13 protein-coding genes are annotated in these 18,558 nt (G+C 75.0%); 5 read left to right on the plus strand and 8 right to left on the minus strand.

Annotation, left to right across the window (positions count from 1 at the left end):
- Positions 1-49: 49 nt before the first annotated feature.
- From EJK16_RS07560 to EJK16_RS07565, 3 genes are all read right to left on the minus strand, one after another.
- Positions 50-853: an NAD-dependent dehydratase gene (locus tag EJK16_RS07560; RefSeq protein WP_240645837.1), complete on the minus strand. Its 804-nt coding sequence runs from the start codon at positions 851-853 to the stop codon at positions 50-52.
- Positions 854-923: 70 nt separating this feature from the next.
- Positions 924-1,148, minus strand: a complete 225-nt coding sequence (locus EJK16_RS20105) for an NAD-dependent epimerase/dehydratase family protein (RefSeq protein ID WP_240645838.1) — start codon at positions 1,146-1,148, stop codon at positions 924-926.
- Positions 1,149-1,228: 80 nt separating this feature from the next.
- Positions 1,229-2,170, minus strand: coding sequence for an aldo/keto reductase (locus EJK16_RS07565; RefSeq protein WP_127127837.1), 942 nt, complete (start codon positions 2,168-2,170; stop codon positions 1,229-1,231).
- A gap of 111 nt (positions 2,171-2,281) precedes the next feature.
- On the opposite strand from EJK16_RS07565, the gene EJK16_RS07570 reads away from it, so the two are divergent.
- Positions 2,282-2,764: a MarR family winged helix-turn-helix transcriptional regulator gene (locus tag EJK16_RS07570; RefSeq protein ID WP_127127839.1), complete on the plus strand. Its 483-nt coding sequence runs from the start codon at positions 2,282-2,284 to the stop codon at positions 2,762-2,764.
- A 103-nt stretch (positions 2,765-2,867) separates the two neighbouring features.
- A complete protein-coding gene (locus EJK16_RS07575; RefSeq protein WP_127127841.1) occupies positions 2,868-3,290 on the plus strand; it encodes a cupredoxin family copper-binding protein in 423 nt (140 codons plus the stop codon).
- Between the two features lie 29 nt (positions 3,291-3,319).
- Here the strand turns inward: EJK16_RS07575 and EJK16_RS07580 are convergent, their stop codons facing one another.
- Positions 3,320-4,018, minus strand: coding sequence for an acetoacetate decarboxylase family protein (locus EJK16_RS07580; protein WP_205739633.1), 699 nt, complete (start codon positions 4,016-4,018; stop codon positions 3,320-3,322).
- A 58-nt stretch (positions 4,019-4,076) separates the two neighbouring features.
- A complete protein-coding gene (locus tag EJK16_RS07585) occupies positions 4,077-4,694 on the minus strand; it encodes a YgjV family protein (protein WP_127127843.1) in 618 nt (205 codons plus the stop codon).
- Positions 4,695-4,838: 144 nt separating this feature from the next.
- Here EJK16_RS07585 and glgX point away from each other — a divergent pair, with 144 nt between their 5' ends.
- From glgX to treZ, 3 genes are read left to right on the plus strand one after another with little or no spacing between them, the layout of a single operon-like run.
- Positions 4,839-6,959 (plus strand): glycogen debranching protein GlgX, encoded by a 2,121-nt coding sequence (gene glgX, locus EJK16_RS07590; RefSeq protein ID WP_127127845.1) that lies wholly within the window; start codon positions 4,839-4,841, stop codon positions 6,957-6,959.
- Complete coding sequence (treY, locus tag EJK16_RS07595; protein ID WP_127127847.1) at positions 6,956-9,502, plus strand: malto-oligosyltrehalose synthase; 2,547 nt, start codon at positions 6,956-6,958, stop codon at positions 9,500-9,502. Before glgX ends, treY begins: the two co-directional genes overlap by 4 nt.
- Positions 9,502-11,334: a malto-oligosyltrehalose trehalohydrolase gene (treZ, locus tag EJK16_RS07600; protein WP_127127849.1), complete on the plus strand. Its 1,833-nt coding sequence runs from the start codon at positions 9,502-9,504 to the stop codon at positions 11,332-11,334. Before treY ends, treZ begins: the two co-directional genes overlap by 1 nt.
- An 18-nt stretch (positions 11,335-11,352) precedes the next feature.
- Here the strand turns inward: treZ and EJK16_RS07605 are convergent, their stop codons facing one another.
- Genes EJK16_RS07605 through EJK16_RS07615 form a run of 3 tightly spaced genes read right to left on the minus strand, consistent with a single transcriptional unit; the run spans position 11,353 to position 18,472 of the window.
- Complete coding sequence (locus tag EJK16_RS07605; protein ID WP_127127851.1) at positions 11,353-15,561, minus strand: TIGR02680 family protein; 4,209 nt, start codon at positions 15,559-15,561, stop codon at positions 11,353-11,355.
- Complete coding sequence (locus tag EJK16_RS07610; RefSeq protein WP_127127853.1) at positions 15,558-16,817, minus strand: TIGR02678 family protein; 1,260 nt, start codon at positions 16,815-16,817, stop codon at positions 15,558-15,560. Before EJK16_RS07610 ends, EJK16_RS07605 begins: the two co-directional genes overlap by 4 nt.
- Positions 16,814-18,472: a TIGR02677 family protein gene (locus tag EJK16_RS07615; RefSeq protein ID WP_127127855.1), complete on the minus strand. Its 1,659-nt coding sequence runs from the start codon at positions 18,470-18,472 to the stop codon at positions 16,814-16,816. Before EJK16_RS07615 ends, EJK16_RS07610 begins: the two co-directional genes overlap by 4 nt.
- Positions 18,473-18,558: the final 86 nt, after the last annotated feature.

Here is an 18,558-nt window from a genome sequence, read left to right on the forward strand (position 1 = left end):
TCGCCGCCTCCCTACCGGCGCCCGCGTACCGGAGAGCGCCGGCGGCGGATCAGCCGCCGAAGGGGGGCAGGACGTTCTGGTCGACCAGCCGGTCGAAGAGCTGCAGCAGGCGCGTCTCGGTGTCGAGCGCGTCGGCGAAGCCCGCCTGCCGGATCTTCACGGTCGAGGTGATGTTGTCGGCCTCGTGGTGGAACAGGAAGTCGCCGACGCCCCACCCGACGAGCTCGTCGAAGGGGGTGCGGGCCAGGTCGTGCCGCTCCACCAGGCGCTGCCAGATGCCGGCCCGGGCGGGCATGGCCTCGGCCAAGGACATCTGCTGCGGCGGCGCGTACGCCATGCCGAAGTGCTCGGCGAACCGCGGGAACAGCTGCGACCAGCGGAACTGGTCGCCGTTGGTGACGTTGAAGACCTGGTTCGACGCGGCGGCGGCGGAGCCCGCCCAGACGGTCGCGCGCGCCAGGAGCTCGGCGTCGGTCGTCTGGTACAGGACGTCGTAGGCGGCGCGGGTGCCCGGGAAGCGCAGCGGCAGGCCCAGCTCCTTGCTGATCGCGGCGTAGACGCCGATGACCAGGAGCAGGTTCATGGGGTTACCGGTCGCGTAGCCGGTGACGCCCTCGGGCCGCAGCGCCGTGAACGCGAAGCCGCGCTCCTCCGCGGCGCGGCGGAGCAGGTCCTCCTGGGTGTAGTAGAAGTGCGGGGCGATCAGGCGCGGGTCGGACTCCTTCGCCGGCGTGTTGAAGAAGCCGAGGTGGTGGCCGTAGGCCTTGCCGCCCTGGTACAGGGTGACGTGCTCGAGGGGGGCGCCGGCGGCACGGAGGGCGTCGAGCGTGTTCCGCAGCAGGGCGTCGTTCACCTCGATGAGCGCGGCGTCGGTGGGCCTCTCGATGTACGCGGCGAAGACGAGGCGGGTGACGGCGCCGAGGTCACTCAGCCCCCGCGTCGCGGCGGCCGCGTCGAGCAGGTCGATGCCGTGGTGCTTGCCACGGGGCCTCGGGCAGGTCGCGACGGCTGACGCCGTGGACCGTCCAGCCGAGCTCGGCGTACTGCCGGGCGGCGTAGCTGCCGATGAGGCCGGCGTCGCCGGCGACGAGGACGGTGCCGCCGTTCCGGGGCATGGGCGTGAGGTCCAGTCCGGGGACTGCGGCCATGGGTGAGCTCCGTTCACTCGGGTGTGCGCGACGAGGCGCCGCCGGACCGGCGGCCGCCTCGTCCGTCCGACGGGCGTGGCTCAGGCGAAGGGCTGCGACGCGTCGTCGAGCGCCGCGACCTCGTCCGCGGTGAGCTCGAGCGGCGGCGCGGCCATCAGGGCCGGCAGCTGCTCGGCCGAGCTGACGGAGGCGATCGGGGCGGTGACGCCCTTAGCCAGCAGCCACGCCAGGGCCACGGTGGTCGGCTCGACGGCGCGGGCCTCGGCGATCGCGACCAGGGCGTCGACCACCTGCAGGGCGTCGTCAGTCAGCAGGTCGGCGGCGAAGAGGGCGCGGGCCTTGCCCTCGAAGTCGGCCCGGGTGCGGTACTTGCCGGTCAGGACGCCGGAGGCGAGCGCGAAGTAGGGGAAGACCGCGACGTCGAACTCCTCCGCGATCGGCTTGTAGCCCTGCTCGTAGTCCTTGCGATGGATGAGGTTGTACTGCGGCTGGATGGCGACGGGGAGGGTCAGGCGCTCGCGGGTCGCGACCTCGAACCACTCGCGCATGCGCTCCGGGGTGAAGTTGGACAGGGCGATGTGGCGGACGCGGCCGGAGGTCACGAGGCCGTCGGCGACGCGGACCTGCTCCTCGATGGAGACGTTCTCGTCGTCGTAGTGCGCGTAGTAGAGGTCGACGTGGTCGGTCTGCAGACGCTTGAGCGACTCGTCCAGCGCGGCGTCGGCGTTCTCGGCCGCCAGGCCCTGGCGCGACGGCTTGCCGCCCACCTTGGTGGCGAGGACGATCTGGTCGCGGTTCCCGCGCTCGGCAATCCACTCGCCCAGGATCGTCTCGGAGTCGCCGCCCTCGCTGCCCTCCGCCCACATGGCGTACGAGTCGGCGGTGTCGATGAAGTCGCCGCCGGCCTCGACGAAGGCGTCGAGCACGGCGAAGGACTGCTCACGGTCCGAGGTCCAGCCGAAGGTGTTGCCGCCCAGGTTCAGGGCGAAGATGTCGATCTCGGTGCGGGGGATGCGGGTCACAGGAGCTCCTTCAGGCGTGGATGCGCGGCGAGCCCTCGGTCGATGACTTGCCGCGGAAAGTAATCTACCGATGATCACTTGCCGCGTCAAACGATGGCCTAGGATGAGCCCATGGCGACGACGCGCGAGGCCCGCTGGCTCGATCCGGACGAGGACCGGACCTGGCGCTCCGTCTGGACCCTGATGACCTGGCTGCCGGTACGGCTGGACGTCCAGCTCCGCGCGGACGCGGGGATGAGCCTGGCCGAGTACAACGCGCTCTCGCAGATGTCGGAGGCGCCCGACCGCACGTTGCGGCTCAGCGACCTGGCCGCCGCCACCAACATGACGCTGTCCCACCTCTCGCGCGTGATCAGCCGGATGGAGACGTCGGGCTGGGTGACCCGCTCCCCCGATCCCGCCGACGGCCGCTACACGCTCGGCCACTTGACCGACACCGGCTGGGAGAAGGTGGTCGCCGTCGCGCCGGGGCACGTCGAGGCCGTGCGGCGCTACGTGTTCGACACGCTCGGTGCCGAGCAGGCCGCGGCACTCGGCGACGCCGCCGCGCACATCGCCGCGGCGGTGGCGCCGCCCCGCCCGCAGCGGGGGTGAGCCTCGGGCGTCGGTCCACACGCCCGCCGCCTTCCGGCCGGCGGGTGGCGGGACTAAAATCCGCCGTGCCGGTGACGCCCGTCCGCGAAAGGGGTGCCCACGCATGCGCGATCCTCAGGGCCGACCGCCCCCGCGCCGGATCCCTTCCCGGGCCGCCACGCTGCTCGCCCTGGTGCTCGCATCGGTGGTGACGGCCTACGGCGCCCCGCCGTCGGCGTCCGTCCCCGCCGCCGCGGCGTCCCCCGTGGTGGCGGTCCCGGCTGCCGGTGAGCGGATGGCCGCCGCGGCGGTGCAGATCAAGGACTTCGCGTTCGCGCCCAGCCCGCTGACGGTGGCCGCGGGCACCACCGTGACCTGGACCAACCAGGACCGGACCGCGCACACGGTCACCGCGGACGACGGGTCCTTCGACAGCGGCCGGATCGCGCCCGGCGCCACGTTCCAGCACACGTTCGCCGCATCCGGCACCGTCGCCTACCACTGCACCATCCACCCGGGCATGCGGGCGACCGTCGTCGTGAGGTAGCGCCACCGCGGACCGGTCCGGCGCACCGGTCACGCAGACGCGGCCCCGCGCGTGGGCGCAGGCGCCGACGGCGGGCGCAGGCGCAGCAGCCCGCCGCTCACGACGGCACCCCAGCAGCGCCCGGCGGGGAACCAACCGGTCAGCCCGTCCCCGGTCACGGCGACGTCGACCCGCGCGGCGGCGACGCGGCCGCGCCCGAGCACGAACGCCCCGAGCAGGCGCGCGTCTGGACCCTGCTGGAGCAGGCGGAGGGCGCCCGCCCCGGGGGCGGCCACCCGGGAGGTGTGGGGGACGGCTGTCACGCCCCACCCCCGGCCGGCGGCCCTGACCGCCCCGCCCCGGGCGTCGCCGTCGAACACGCCCAGCACCTTCGGCAGCGCCCAGCTGCGCCGGCCCGCGACCAGGCTCGCCGCGGAGTCCACCGCGATGAACGGCACGTGCAGGGCGGGGCCGGCGCGGCCGAGCAGGCCGACGGCGCCGAGCACCTCCGAGTACGGGCCGACCGGGCTGTGGTGGTACCGGACCAGCGCGCCGACCCGGACCAGCGGCGCCGCGCTCGCCCGCACCGCCGGGGGAAGTGCCGCGCGCGCCGCGGCACGTACCGGACGTCCCGCGACGCGCCACCACAGGAGCGCGTCGACGCGGCACGTCCACGGGGCGCCCGGGACGTCCGTCGCCAGGCCCGCGAGCTCGTCCGCGCGGAGGCGTGTCTCCGCGGTGCCCGGCACGCCCGCCAGGTCACGGACGACCGGCGCGGGCGCTCCGCCGTCGGCGCGCCGCCGCACGTCAGGCCCGCGCCAGGTCGAGCTCGAACCGGTCCCCCGCGGGCGCGAACCCGATCTTGGCGTAGTAGGGCTCGCGCATCCCCGGTGTCGTGAGCACCTTGCGGTAGCCGCGCTCGCGCAGCGCGTCCGAGGCGTGGAAGACGAACTCCCCGGGCGTGAAGTCGCGGTACTTCTCGGTGACGTAGTCGAGGTCGACCTGCGCCACGCCGTCCCCGGCGTCGTGGAGGAGCACGTAACCGACCGTCTCCTCGCCGCGAACGATCAGGTACGCCTCTCCCCCGGGGGGAGGGCCGGCGAAGGTGGGCGTGAACCGCAGGACGTCCGCGCGGTGCAGGCTCAGCAGGTGACGCAGGTACTCACCGTCCGGGTCCACGCGAAGCACCTCGTACGCCCGGTCGGAGTGCCGCGTCCCCAGCAGCCGGTAGAGGTTGACGACCTGGATGACGGCGAGCACCAGGTTGAGCGCCGCCACGGGCCAGACCTCCAGGAGCCCGTTGTAGACGATCTGGATGACGCAGCCGACCAGGTTGATGAGCCTCAGGCGAAGGATGCGCTGCTGCATCATCGACCACACGACGATCGCGGAGCCGACCCATCCGACGATCTCCAGCCAAGGCATCGCGCCGCGCTCCTTCGTCAGGCGTCACGCCACACGTGACGGTCCGCCCGGATCATCCCATCCGCAGCGCGCCCGACGGCGCCACGTGACCGACCTCACACCGCCCGCGCTGCCGGGATCCTGGGCGCATGCCAATGTAGGCGAATGCAGATCTGGCCCGGCCGCCCCTATCCCCTCGGTGCCACCTTCGACGGCACCGGCATCAACTTCGCCCTCTACTCCAGCGTGGCCGAACGCGTCGAGCTGTGCCTGCTAGACGACGACGGCACCGAGACCCGTGTCGAGGTCACCGAGGTCGACGCGCACGTGTGGCACGCCTACCTCCCCGGCGGTCAGCCCGGGCAGCGGTACGGCTACCGGGTCCACGGCCCCTACGACCCGGCCGCCGGTCACCGGTGCGACCCATCCAAGTTCCTGCTCGATCCCTACGCCAAGGCCATCGACGGGCAGATCGACGGCGACCCGTCGCTCTACTCCTACGACTTCGAGGACGCCGGAGCGCGCAACACCACCGACTCGCTGGGCCACACGATGTCCTCGGTCGTCATCAACCCTTTCTTCGACTGGGGCTACGACCGGCCGCCCAACCACGAGTACCACGAGTCCGTCATCTACGAGGCCCACGTCAAGGGCCTGACCAAGCTGCACCCGGGCATCCCGGAGGAGTTCCGCGGCACCTACGCCGGCCTGGCGCACCCGGTGGTCATCGAGCACCTCACCACCCTCGGGATCACGGCCATCGAGCTCATGCCCGTGCACCAGTTCGTCAACGACCCGCACCTACAGGAGAAGGGCCTGACCAACTACTGGGGCTACAACACGATCGGCTTCTTCGCCCCGCACAACGGCTACGCCTCGTACGGCACCCGCGGTGAGCAGGTCCAGGAGTTCAAGTCCGTCGTCAAGGCGATGCACGAGGCGAACATCGAGGTCATCCTGGACGTGGTGTACAACCACACCGCTGAGGGCAACCACATGGGTCCCACGCTGTCCTTCCGCGGCATCGACAACGCCTCGTACTACCGGCTCGTCGACGACGACAAGGCGCACTACTTCGACACGACGGGCACGGGCAACTCGCTGCTCATGCGCTCCCCGCACACCCTGCAGATGATCATGGACTCGCTGCGGTACTGGGTCGAGGAGATGCACGTCGACGGCTTCCGTTTCGACCTCGCCTCCACCCTCGCCCGCGAGCTGCACGAGGTGGACCGGCTCTCCGCGTTCTTCGACATCATCCAGCAGGACCCGGTCATCTCCCAGGTCAAGCTCATCGCGGAGCCGTGGGACGTCGGCGAGGGCGGGTACCAGGTGGGCGGGTTCCCGCCCCTGTGGACGGAGTGGAACGGCAAGTACCGCGACACCGTCCGGGACTTCTGGCGGGGCGAGCCCTCCACCCTCGGCGAGTTCGCCAGCCGCATCACCGGCTCCTCGGACCTGTACGAGCACACCGGGCGCCGCCCCGTCGCTTCGATCAACTTCGTCACCGCGCACGACGGCTTCACCCTGCGCGACCTCGTCTCCTATAACGAGAAGCACAACGAGGCCAACGGCGAGGGCGGCGCGGATGGGGAGTCCCACAACCGGTCCTGGAACTGCGGCGTCGAGGGCCCCACGGACGATCCGAAGATCACCCGGCTCCGGCTGCGCCAGAAGCGCAACTTCCTCACCACGCTCCTCATGAGCCAGGGCGTGCCGATGATCGCCCACGGTGACGAGCTCGGCCGCACCCAGGAGGGCAACAACAACGTCTACTGCCAGGACAACGAGCTCTCGTGGGTGGACTGGGACCTCGACGAGGAGCGCACCGCCCTCCTCGAGTACACGCGCAAGATCGTCCAGCTCCGCAAGGACCACCCGGTGCTCCGCCGGCGCCGCTTCTTCGCCGGCTCGGCGGAGCACGGCGGCGAGTCCGAGATCGGCGACATCGAGTGGTTCACCCCCGCCGGCGAGCACATGGCCGACGAGGACTGGGGCGTGTCCTACGCCCGCTCGGTGATGGTCTTCCTCAACGGCCAGGCCATCCCGGAGCCCGACGCGCGCGGCGAGCGGATCATCGACGACAGCGTCCTGGGACTGCTCAACGCCGACGGGAAGGCCATCGAGTTCACGCTGCCGGACGCGAGCTTCGGCTCGTCCTGGGTCACGGTGCTGGACACGGCCACGCCCAAGCCGGTCGCGAAGAAGCGCGCCCCGGGCTCCACCATCCGCGTGGAGGGCCGCAGCACCATCATCCTCATGCAGCCCGCCGAGGAGGCGCAGTGACCCCGAGGCGCGACGCCCTTCCCGGCACCCCGGACAGGGGCGCCACGGCCGGGACCGCGCAGGGCCACCTGCCCGCGCCCGGCAAGCGGCTGCCCGTGAGCACGTACCGGCTCCAGCTGGGCCCCGACCTGTCCTTCGCGCAGGCCGAGGCCGCCGTGCCCTACCTGGCTGCGCTCGGCGTCACGGACCTGTACCTCTCCCCCGTCCTGCAGGCCGCCCCGGGCTCGACCCACGGCTACGACGTCGTCGACCACACCCGCATCAGCGACGTGATGGGCGGACGGGCCGGGCTGGAGTCCCTCGCCGCGGCCGCGCACGCCCGTGGGATGGGCGTCGTGGTCGACGTCGTGCCCAACCACATGGCGGTGCCGACGCCGGCCTGGCACAACCGGGCGCTGTGGTCCGTGCTCTCCGGCGGGGCCGACTCCCCCTACGCCCGCTGGTTCGACATCGACCTGGAGGCGGGCGACGGCATCCTCATGCCCGTCCTCGGTGCCCGCATCGGTGACGTGCTCGCCTCCGGCGACCTGGCCGTCGACCACGTGGTGATCCCCACCGAGCCCGACGCGGGCGAGCAGGCGGTGCTGCGCTACTACGACCACGTCTTCCCCATCCGCCCGGAGACGGAGCACCTGCCCCTGACGGAGCTGGTGGAGCGCCAGCACTACCGCCTGGCCTACTGGCGCGTCGCGGACGAGGAGCTGAACTACCGCCGCTTCTTCGACGTCGGCACCCTCGCCGCGGTGCGGGTGGAGGACCCGGAGGTCTTCGACGCCACCCACGCCCTGCTCCTGGAGCTGCACGCGCAGGGCGTCATCGACGGCTTCCGCATCGACCACCCCGACGGCCTCGCGGACCCGCGGGGGTACCTGCGCCGCCTGCACGAGGCCACCGGCGGCGCCTGGGTCGTCGCCGAGAAGATCCTCGAGGCCGACGAGGAGCTCCCCGCCGACTGGCCCGTGGCCGGGACCACCGGCTACGACGCCGCCTGGCGGCTGCACGCCCTGCAGGTGGACCCGGCCGGCGCGGTGCCCCTGGCGGCGCTCATGCAGGAGATCACGGGCGAGAGCGCGAGCCTGCCCGCCGTCGTGGAGGAGGCCAAGCGCCAGATCGTGCGCACCTCGCTGTACGCGGAGGTGCACCGGGTCGCGACGCTGCTGGCCGAGATCTGCCACGCCGACGTGCGCCTGCGGGACCACACCTTCCTCTCCCTCCAGGACTGCGTCGTCGAGCTGGTGGTGGCCTTCGACCGCTACCGCGCCTACGTCGTGCCGGGCGAGCCCGCCCCGCCGACCAGCGAGCGCGTGCTGCGCGAGGCCGCGGAGGCCGCCCGCCCCCACCTGGCGCCCGACCGGCACGACACGCTCGACGTCGTCGTCGAGCTCCTGCTCGGCGGGGAGGCGGGCAGCGCCGGGCGCACCCACGAGGCCCGGCGGGCAGAGCTCATGGTCCGCTTCCCGCAGGTGTGCGGGGCCGTGATGGCCAAGGGGGTCGAGGACACCGCCTTCTACCGCTGGACGCACCTGCAGAGCCTGTGCGAGGTCGGCGGCGACCCGGCCCGCTTCGGCATCGACCCGGACGAGCTGCACGGGTGGGCCGCGCGCACCGGCGCGGCGTGGCCCGCGACCATGACCGCCGGCACGACCCACGACACGAAGCGCGGCGAGGACGTCCGCGCCCGCATCGGCGTCCTGTCCGAGCACGCGGCGGCGTGGGCGGCGATGGTCACGGCGCTGCGTGAGGAGACCGCGGACCTGCGCCCCTCGGACCTGGACGGGCGTGCCGAGAACCTCCTGTGGCAGACGCTGGTGGGCACCTGGACCGCCGCGGGGCCCATCAGCGACGAGCGGCTCCAGGCCTACCTCGTCAAGGCCGCCCGCGAGCAGAAGTCCTGGACCAGCTGGACGGCCCCGGACCTGGCCCGGGAGGAGGCGTTCGGGGCGTACGCCACCGCGCTGCTCTCGCACCCGGCCGTCGTCGCCGCCTTCGCCAGCTGGGTGCAGCGGGCCGAGCCCGCCGTGCGCGGCGCGGTGCTGAGCACCAAGCTCCTGCAGCTGACTGTGCTCGGCGTCGCGGACGTCTACCAGGGCACGGAGATCACCCAGACCTGGCTCGTGGACCCCGACAACCGCCGCCCGGTGGACTTCGGCGCCCTCGCGGCGCGGCTCGCGGCGCTGGACGCCGGCGCGCAGCCGGGCTCGGTCGACGACGAGAAGCTCCGCCTCACCGCGGCCGCGCTGCGGCTCCGGCGGGCGCACCCCGCGGCGTTCGTCGGCCCGGAGGCGGGCTACCAGCCGCTGCCGACGACGACCGGGCACGCTGTCGCCCTGGCCCGGACCGACTCCGGCGGCGCGCGGGTCGTCGCCGTGGTCACGCGCCTGGCGGCCACGACCAGCTCCGTCCACGGACTGCCGGATGCCACCGTGGTGCTCCCCGAGGGGAGCTGGCGTGACGTCCTCACCGGCGCGTCGGTGCCGGGCGGGGTGTGCCGCCTGGACGACCTGCTCGCCACCTCCCCGGTGGCGCTGCTCGAGAGGATCTGATGGACGCCGAGGACCTTCCGCAGGCCGCGCCGCGCGCCGACCTGGCCGCCCGGGGCGGCGTGGGCGACGGCGGCGCCCCGGTGCGGGTGTGGGCGCCGACCGCTCGCTCGGTCGAGCTCGTCGCCGTCGGCGCGCGGGAGCCGATGCGCGCCCGGCCCGGCGGGTGGTGGGACTCGGCCGCGGCCCTGGCGCCGGGCACCGACTACGCGTTCTCGCTCGACGGGGGGCCGGACCTGCCGGACCCCCGCAGCCCCTGGCAGCCCCACGGCGTGCACGGGCCCTCGCGGACCTTCGACACCGGGGCGCACGCGTGGGCCGACGACGGCTGGGCCGGGCGCTCCAGCCTGGGCGCCGTCATCTACGAGCTCCACGTGGGCACGTTCACGCCCGCGGGCACGCTCGACGCCGCCGCGGAACGGCTCGACCACCTCGCCCAGCTGGGCGTGGACATGGTCGAGCTCATGCCCGTCGCCGCGTTCCCGGGGTCCGCGGGATGGGGCTACGACGGCGTCGCGCTCTACGCCGTCCACGAGGCGTACGGAGGCCCGGCGGCCCTGCAGCGCTTCGTCGACGCCGCGCACGCCCGGCGCATCGCCGTCTGCCTCGACGTCGTGTACAACCATCTCGGCCCGTCCGGCAACTACCTCGGCGCCTACGGCCCCTACTTCACCGACCGCCACCACACGCCCTGGGGCGCCGCCGTCAACCTCGACGGGGATGACGCGGGCGAGGTCCGGGCCTTCGTGGTCGAGAACGCGCTGCGGTGGCTGCGCGACTTCCACACCGACGCGCTGCGCCTCGACGCGGCCCACGCCCTCAAGGACGACTCCGTGCGTCACCTGCTCGCCGAGCTCGCGGACGCCGTCGCCGCCCTGGAGGCCCAGGTGGGCCGGCCCCTGTCCCTCATCGCCGAGTCCGACCTCAACGACGCCCGGATGGTGACGCCCACCACCGCCGGCGGCCTGGGCATGACGGCGCAGTGGGACGACGACGTCCACCACGCGCTGCACGCCCTGCTGACCGGGGAGCGTCACGGCTACTACGTCGACTTCGGCGCCCCGGCCACCCTCGCCAAGGCGCTCACGGGCGTCTTCGTCCACGACGGCACGTTCTCGACCTTCCGCGGGAAGGACTGGGGCGCCCCGGTGCCCGCGGAGGTCGACGCCCGCCGCTTCGTCGTCTTCTCCCAGGACCACGACCAGGTGGGCAACCGCGCGCTGGGCGACCGGCCCAGCAGGGTGCTCGGGCCCGGCCGGCTCGCCGTCAGCGCCGCGATCGTCCTGCTCGGCCCGTACACCCCGATGCTGTTCATGGGCGAGGAGTGGGGCGCGACCACCCCGTTCCAGTACTTCACCGACCACGGCGAGCCCGAGCTCGCCGAGGCGGTGCGCAAGGGCCGCGCCGAGGAGTTCGGCACGCACGGGTGGGCGGACCTCTACGGCGGCGAGATCGAGGTGCCGGACCCGCAGTCGCCGCAGACGGTGGCCGCCTCGCGGCTCGACTGGGACGAGCGGGACCGGCCGGAGCACGCGCGCCTGTTGCGCTTCTACCGCGACCTCATCGCGCTCCGCCGCGCCGAGCCCGACCTCTCCTCGGGCGAGCGCGCCGCGACGACCGTGACGGTGGCGGGTGACGGCGGCTGGCTCGTCATGCACCGCGGCGTCATGGACGTCGTCGTCGCCCTCGCCGACGGGGCCACCACCGTGCCGCTGCCCACCGGGGACGCCGGCGCGCCGGAGGTGGTCCTGGCCTGGGGCGAGACCCGGCTGGCGGACGACGGCACGGCGCTCACCGCGCAGGGCCCGGGCGTGGCGGTGCTGCGCAACGCCTGACGCGTGCGGGCGGCACGGTCAGATCGCGAGGTGCCGGGTGCGGCCGTCCCAGTGCGTGTGGACGGCTACGGCGGGAGTGCCCTCGGCGCGCAGGATCTCGTACTCGTCCGCGCACGGCACCTGCGGGTAGGTCACCCAGAGGTTGTGCGCGGTCATGCAGAAGTCGAGGTCGAGGCGCACGAGCAGGCCCATGAGCTCGCCGATGGTGGGGTCGTCGACCTTGGCGAAGGCGTCGTCGAGGAGGACCAGGCGCAGCGCCGTGTCGCCCAGGCCCGACAGGTAGGCGTCCGCCGCGGCAAAGAGGGTGACGTAGGAGACGAACCGCGTCTCGCCCTGGGACAGCTTGGCCCGCCCGCGCAGCTCTCGCCGGTCGTGCGGTCCGGGGCCGAGGATGGTCACCCGCATGTGGTGCCACGCGCGGTAGTCCAGGGCGTTCTTGAGGTGCTGGGCGTACCCGGCGGTCTCGTCCAGCGCGAACTGCTCCTCGACCTGCTCGCGCAGCAGCGTGATGAGCTCGTCGGTGCGCTCCCCCGGCCGCACGGCCGACGCCGCCTGCACGAGCTCCTTGATGCGGTGGACCCGGCTGCCCTCGGGCGCGTCGAGCACCCAGGCGAGGCGCACCCCGATGCCGTGGGACGTGCTGATGCTGCGCAGGCTGTCGTTCATGGCGGCCACGAGGTGATCGGACTGCGCCAGGCGCCGGCGCAGCTCCTCGCCCACGCCGCCGACGACGAAGTTGGTGAACACCTCGTGCTCGCGGCTCGTCAGGGCCTCGCGGGCCCGCTCGACGCGCGCGCGCAGGTCCGCGGCGGCCTCGGCCACGGGGCTGCGGCCGGTGGTGTCGACGAGCTCGACGAGGTGGAGGTCCTCGGCGACGGTGTGCACGACGTCGAAGCCGCCCTGCAGCTCCGCCTCGAGCTTCTGCTGGGCGCGCATGAGCACGTTGAGGTCGGCGCTCCCCGCCCCGGCGACGGCGCCGCGCACCGCACCGGCCGCGGCGCGGACGAGCTCGGGCGTGACCGCCTGGCCGGTGGTGCCGGCCGGCAGCAGGTCGAGGTCGGCGCGGCCGGTGGCGGCGGCGACCACCCCGGGCAGGGCGAGCTGCCGGCGCAGCCGCCCGAGCACACCGGTGAGATGCTCCCCCGCGGCGGCGGCGGCGGCCTCGGCGGTCTCGGCGTCGCGGCGGGCCACGGCCTCCTTCTCGCCGAGCTGCTGGGCGCCGCGCCGGGCATCCGCCAGCTCGCGCGCCACGCGCCGGTGCTCCTCCTCCGTCTCCGCGAGCCGGCGGTGGACCTCCCGCGCCTCCTGCCCGAGGCTCTCGGTCAGCGCCTCGACCTCGGCGGCCTCGCGGTGCCACTGCGCCCACGCCGCGTCGGCGCCCAGCTCGGCCTCGGCGCGCCGCACCCGGTGCCCGTCGAGCCTGGCGACCTCCTCGGCGTGCCGCGAACGGGCGCGGGCGAGCGTGGTGAGGGCGGACGCGGCGCCGCGGCACGCCCGCTGCGCGGCCTGGGCGGTGTCGCGCACCTCCTGCAGGCCGTCGGCGTCGAGGGGCAGCTCGTGCCGGTCGCACAGGGTGCGGTGGGTGGCTTCCTGCGCCTTCCAGGCGGCGCGCAGCTCGGCGGACCGCTCCGCGAGCCGGGCCGCCTCGGCACGGGTGCGGGCCGCCTGCCGGGCGGCCGCGACGGCAAGGGTGCGCGCCTGCGCGAGCGCCGCGGTCGTCGGCGCCGTCCGGACATGGCCGGTGAGGTCCGCGCGCGCGGCCACGAGCCGGTCGCGGGCCCCGGCCCGGTCGGCGGCGCGCTCGTCGAGGGCGGCCAGCTCGTCCTCGATGCGGGCGAGGCGGGCGGTGCGGGCCGCCGCCCGGGCCGCGGCGCCGATGTGCCGGGCCGTGTCCGCGGCGCGCCGGCCGCGGAGCGGCCCGTTGCCCCAGGAGCCGTCCACGTCCACCCACGTGGTGTGGCTGCCGGCGCCGAGGCCGATGCGGGCCAGGACGGCGCTGACGATGGCCGCCGGGACCGTGGCCGCGGGGTCGGGCACGAGCGCCGCCCGCAGCGGCTGCGGGGCGGGCGAGGACGCGGCGGTGAGCAGGGTCTGCCCGTCCTCGGCGACGAGCGCGCCGTCGACGCTCAGACCCGCGCCGAGGAGGCCGGCGGACAGCAGCGCCGCCTCGAGCCCGGCCCGGTCGGCCGCGCTGAGGCCGTCGGCGAAGTCCACGGCCCGCCACAGCGGCTGCGCGCCGCCGGTCAGCGCCCGGGCCCACGGCGCGGCGGGCGGCTCCGGGTCCTTCGCGGCGCGGAGCTCGCGCTGCTCGTCCGTCAGCGCGCGCCGGCGGGCGCCGTCGGCGTCCGCCTCGGCGTCCAGCGCGGCGCCCGTGCGGGCGAGCCGGTCGCGGGCCGCATCGGCGGCCTCGGCGGCGACCCGGTCCAGCTCGTCGAGACGCGGGGCGCCGTCGCGGGCCCCGCTGATGTCGCCACCCAGCACGTCCACGTCGAAGAGGAGCGGGCCGACGGCGGTGGCCGCCCAGCCCACGTCGCCGAGGAGCTCGGCCGTGCGGGGCTGCGCGGTCCACGCGCGCCAGGCGGCGGCGAGCTCGCGGGCGGCGGCGTCGCGGTCCTGACCGCGTTCGCCCGCGACCGTCTCGTCCGCGTCCCGGCGCTCCGCGGCCTCGCCGGCGGCGTCCTCGACGTGGTCGGCGGCCGTGCGGGCGCGGGCCAGCTCGACCGCGCCCTGGTGGCGGTTCCCGGCCTCGCCGGCCCGGGCCTGCGCGGCGGCGGCGACCTCGCCCGCCCGGGCGGCGGCCTCCTCGAGGTCCGTGGGCGTGACCATGAGCTGCTGGGCTGAGGGCCGCTCGTGCGCCGTCGGCTCATCCTCGAGGGAGACGCGCACGGGCTCGGCCGGCGCGGGCACCGGGACGAGGCGGGCCTCCACGGAGGCGGGCAGCGTCGTCGTCGCCAGGTGCGCCCCGCGTAGGCCGGCGCGGGCGTCGTCGAGCACGTGGGCCGCCTCGCGGGCGGCCTCGATGGCTTCCGTGCCGAGCTGGTCCGCCGCCGCGACCGCGTCGGCCTCGACCTGACGGGCGGCGCGCGCGGAGTCCAGCTCGCGCCGGGCGAGCTGGGCGAGCGTGCTGACGTGCCGGTTGCGTCCCGCCAGGTCCTGGCCGGCGCGGTAGGCGTCGGAGTCCTTGAGGCCGGCCGCGGTGGCGGCGAGCTCACCCTCCCGGGTCTCGAGCCCCTCCACCGTCGCCCGGGCCCCGGCGCTGCGGGCGGCGAGGTCGTCCCGGTCGGCGGCGGCGGCCTGGGCGGCCTCGGTGGCCTCCCGCCCGGCGTCGGCGGCGCGACCCGCGCGGTCGGCGGTGGCGCCCAGCTCGGTGGCCGCGTACCGGCTGTAGGTGCCGAGGAAGGCGGTGACGTGCTCGAGGGCCGCGGCGAGGCGGCGCTGGGACTCGCGGGACTCCGACAGGTCGTCGAGCCGGCCGCCCGCGTCGTTGAGGGTCTCCTCGGACAGCGGCGGCAGCGCGTCGGAGAGGATCCGCGGCAGGTTGCCCTCCTCGATCCGGTTGCCGACGTCGGGCGAGCGCAGCGTGCGGATGAGCTGCAGGAGCCCGTCGTAGCGCTCCCGCGCCCCGGGACCGGTCAGACCGAAGACGACGGAGCGGACCCGCTCGCGGTGCGTCTCCGGGTTCTCGGTGATGCGGTCGGCGCCGACCAGCTCCGTCAGCCGCTCGCGGGACATCGGCTGGCGGGCGACGTCGAGCAGCTCGAGCTCGTGGCCCACGCGCAGCGGGGTGGTGAAGTACCAGACCTTCGCCTCGCCCGAGCTCGCCGACCAGCGCACGAGCGCGCCGAGCGTGAGGTGCTCGCGGCCGGTCTCGCCGTCGCGGACGAGCTCCGCCCACAGGTACCCGAGCCGGTTGCCCTGCCCCTCCGCGCCGACCTTCATGAGCTCGTCGAGGCGGACCTTGCCGGAGCCGGTGGAGTCCATGCGGCGCCGGTCGGCGTCGAGGACGAACGGCAGGAGCATCTCGAGGGCGCGGCTCTTGCCCGAGCCGTTGGTGCCGCGCAGCACCATCCGGCCGCCGGAGAACTGGAAGGTCTCGGCCCAGTAGTGCCAGACGTTGACGATGCCGGCCCGGTGCAGGCGCCACCGGTGCGGATGGTGCTTGACCTGGTCCTCGGCCGCGCCCGGAGCGCCCTCGGGCGTGGCGGTCGGCGTCGTGGTGGCACTCATGCGTCCTCCTGGAACGGGAACAGGCTCTGCTGCCCCGGGAGCACGGGCACGTCGGTCTCGCCCGCCACGGGTGGGGCGGGCGAGCGGCGGGCCACGCGCTGGGGCTCGGGCTGGTAGCGGGCGCAGGCGGGGTGGAGCACCAGGCCGGCGGGTGTGCGGCGCGCCAGGCTGAGGTCCTCCAGCCGGGCGACGACCTCGGCCTGGAGGTACTCGGGATCGCTGGCGAACGCCTCGGCGAAGGTCGCGCCGTACTGCTCGACCAGCAGCTGCACGGCGTCGGAGACCGCCGCCCAGGGGGCGAGCAGGCCCGGCACGACCGTCCCGTCGACCTCGGCGGCGGCCCCGGGGCCGCCGTCGAGATCGTCGACGAGGGCGTTGACCAGGAGCAGGGCGACATGCGCGACGGTCCCCTGGCCGGGGAACGCGACGTCGGTGAGCTCGCCGTCGACGTCGTAGGCCAGGGCGCCCTCCTGGCGGACCTCCAGGGTCAGGCCGAAGCTCTCGGCCAGGGTGCGGCTGAGCTCCGCCCGCTCGCGGGACAGGACGTGCTGCTCGGCGTCCGTGAGGTCCTCGCGGCGCACGAGCGGGTTCTCCACGAGCTTGCGGCGCAGCGTGCGGCGGGGCTGCTCGGCGGGCGTGTCGCCGGTGCCGCGCACCAGGAGCTCCTCCGCGGTGGCGACCTCGCGCAGCGGCCGGGCGAGCACGTGGGTGAGCAGGGTCCGGTTGACGTCCAGCAGGGCCTCCTCCTGGCGGTCGCCCCAGGCGGTGACGGAACCGTCCGTCTCGGTGAGCACGCCCCAGTCGAGGAGCAGCGCGATGGCCTGCACGAGGTGACGCCGGTCGGAGAGCGAGTCGTCCATAGTGATGCCGGCGCCCGCGGCGTCGGCGCGGACCTGTCCGACCAGCGAGCCCAGGAGCACCTGGTCACCGCTGGTGGTCTCCAGCAGGCCCGCGCACACCAGCGCGAGGTAGGCGTAGGTGCGCGGCGCGAACGGCTGCCCCCCGCGGCGCTGGGCCGGCCGCGGCGGGGCGTCGGCGCTCGGGGCGTCCTTGACGAGCCGGGCGAAGGAGGCCTCGACCACCAGCGGGTAGCCGAGCACGGCGGGGAACATCTTCTTCAGCGCGGCGGCGTGCCGGCGGACGAGCGCGAGCTCCTCGCCGCGCCGGGCGCGGGTGAGGACCGGGTGGGACAGCAGCGCCCGGGCGGCCTCCCGCCGCTCGGCCGCGTCGTGCTCGGCGGTGCCGTGGGGGGTCACGCGCGCACCTCCTCGAGCTCGGGGTCGAGCAGGTGCTCGGGCTCGAGCAGGTGCTCGGGCTCGAGCAGGCGCTCGCGCTCGACCTCGGGTCCGAGCTCGGCCGCGGACCGCGGCCCGGTCCCGGGCGCGCGCCCAGGCGCCTCGGCACCGGCCGCGGTCACCTCGAGGACGAGCCCGTGGACCGTGAGGTCGCCGTCGGGGGTGCGCAGCACGGTGGTCGCGGCCTGGTCCGGCGTGGCGGTGAGGGTGAGCCCCAGGTCGGTGTCCGTGGCGCGCGCCGCCGCCTCCAGCTGGGGGTGCACCGCGAGCAGCCGGGTGAGCTGCCCGAGCAGCAGGGTCAGCGCGGCCGGGCTCACCGCGGCGCCGTCGAGCCGGCCCGCGGCGACGAGCTCAGCCACCGCGGCCGCGCGGGCGTCGGCCTCGTCCTGGGCCTCGGCCAGCAGCCGCACCCGGTCCAGGCCGGGGTCGGGCACCGAGGCGGTGCGCCCCCGGGCGCCGCGGTCGCCGCGTTCGCGCAGGCTCAGCGGCACCTCCACGGGCGTCGCCGCCCACCAGGAGGTCGTGGCGCCGTCGCGGGGGTCGGGCTCCTCGGGGCCGCCGAGGAGGTGGCGGGCGGGGTAGGCGCCGAACGCGGCGGCATACAGCCGGTGCGCCTCGTCGGCGCCCGCGGTGTCAAACCAGCCGGCGAGCCTGAGCAGGTCCGCGCGCCGGCTCACCCCGGTGCCCGCGGACGCGAGCATCCGCTTGGTGTTGGCCAGGAGCTGACCGAGGGCCTGGTCCGCGGCCATCCGCAGCGTCTCCGGGCCGGAGCGGGCATCAGCGCCGGTGTACCAGCCGCGCACCTGCTCCCAGTCCTCACGGGTGCGCCCGGGCAGCCGCTCGGTGCGCGCGTCGGCCGAGGCGAGCGTGGGCAGCGCAGAGAGCGCCGCGAGCAGGTCGTCGAGCACCGGCTCGAGCGCCGCGAAGCGGCGGGCGACGACGGGGGCGTGGCGGGCGACGTCGGCGGTGAGCAGGTCGATGTAGTCCAGCAGCAGCCGCTTGAACTGCTGGTACTCCTCGCCGGCGAGGTCGTAGCGGGTGAGCACGGTGTTCACGTACGCGTAGAAGTCGCGGACGCTGTCGGAGAACAGCCGCTGGTTGTTGAACACCGTCGTCACGTCGCCCGAGAGCGCGTCGGCGTCCACGGGCCGGGAGCCGGTGGCCGCCTGCATGCGGGCGACGATGCGGTCGAGGGTCTCGGCGGTGGCGCCGAGCAGCTCGCGCGCGACCTCCCGGGCGCCCTCCCCGGCGGCGAGGACCGCCTCGGCCTCCCGGTGCACCCGGACGCCGAGCTTGGATGCCTGGTAGCGGGCGCGGGAGCGGACGTAGTCCTGGACGGTGGCCACCCGGGCGTCGCGGATGCCGCGCACGAGGTTGCCCCACCTCTCGAGCTGCTCGCACCGGGTGGTGACCTCGTCGACGGAGAGGGCGACGCCGCGCTCGGCCAGCCCGTCGCTCACCTCGGAGGCGGACAGGTCGGCCAGCAGCGTCGAGGTGAACAGCGTCATGATGGCGCGGTAGTCCCCCGCCAGGTCTGCCGTGAGGTAGCGGAACAGGTCCAGCCGTGCGGGCGCCTGCCGGGCAGGGTCGTCGTGAGGACCCTCGACATCGTTCACCTGACCATGCTCCTGTCCGTCCGTATGCCCCGTTGCCGCGCCTTCCGGGCATCCGGGGCACGCAGGCCGCGCCCGTGCGGGCCCGG

Source organism: Georgenia sp. SYP-B2076 (genome assembly GCF_003991205.1).
Taxonomy (GTDB): Bacteria; Actinomycetota; Actinomycetes; order Actinomycetales; family Actinomycetaceae; genus Georgenia.

Coding starts and splice junctions, on each gene's coding strand:
- EJK16_RS20105 (WP_240645838.1), bottom strand. CDS start 1,148: ATGGCCGCAGTCCCCGGACTGGACCTCACGCCCATGCCCCGGAACGGC.
- EJK16_RS07575 (WP_127127841.1), top strand. CDS start 2,868: ATGCGCGATCCTCAGGGCCGACCGCCCCCGCGCCGGATCCCTTCCCGG.
- EJK16_RS07605 (WP_127127851.1), bottom strand. CDS start 15,561: ATGAGTGCCACCACGACGCCGACCGCCACGCCCGAGGGCGCTCCGGGC.
- EJK16_RS07585 (WP_127127843.1), bottom strand. CDS start 4,694: ATGCCTTGGCTGGAGATCGTCGGATGGGTCGGCTCCGCGATCGTCGTG.
- glgX (WP_127127845.1), top strand. CDS start 4,839: ATGCAGATCTGGCCCGGCCGCCCCTATCCCCTCGGTGCCACCTTCGAC.
- treZ (WP_127127849.1), top strand. CDS start 9,502: ATGGACGCCGAGGACCTTCCGCAGGCCGCGCCGCGCGCCGACCTGGCC.
- EJK16_RS07570 (WP_127127839.1), top strand. CDS start 2,282: ATGGCGACGACGCGCGAGGCCCGCTGGCTCGATCCGGACGAGGACCGG.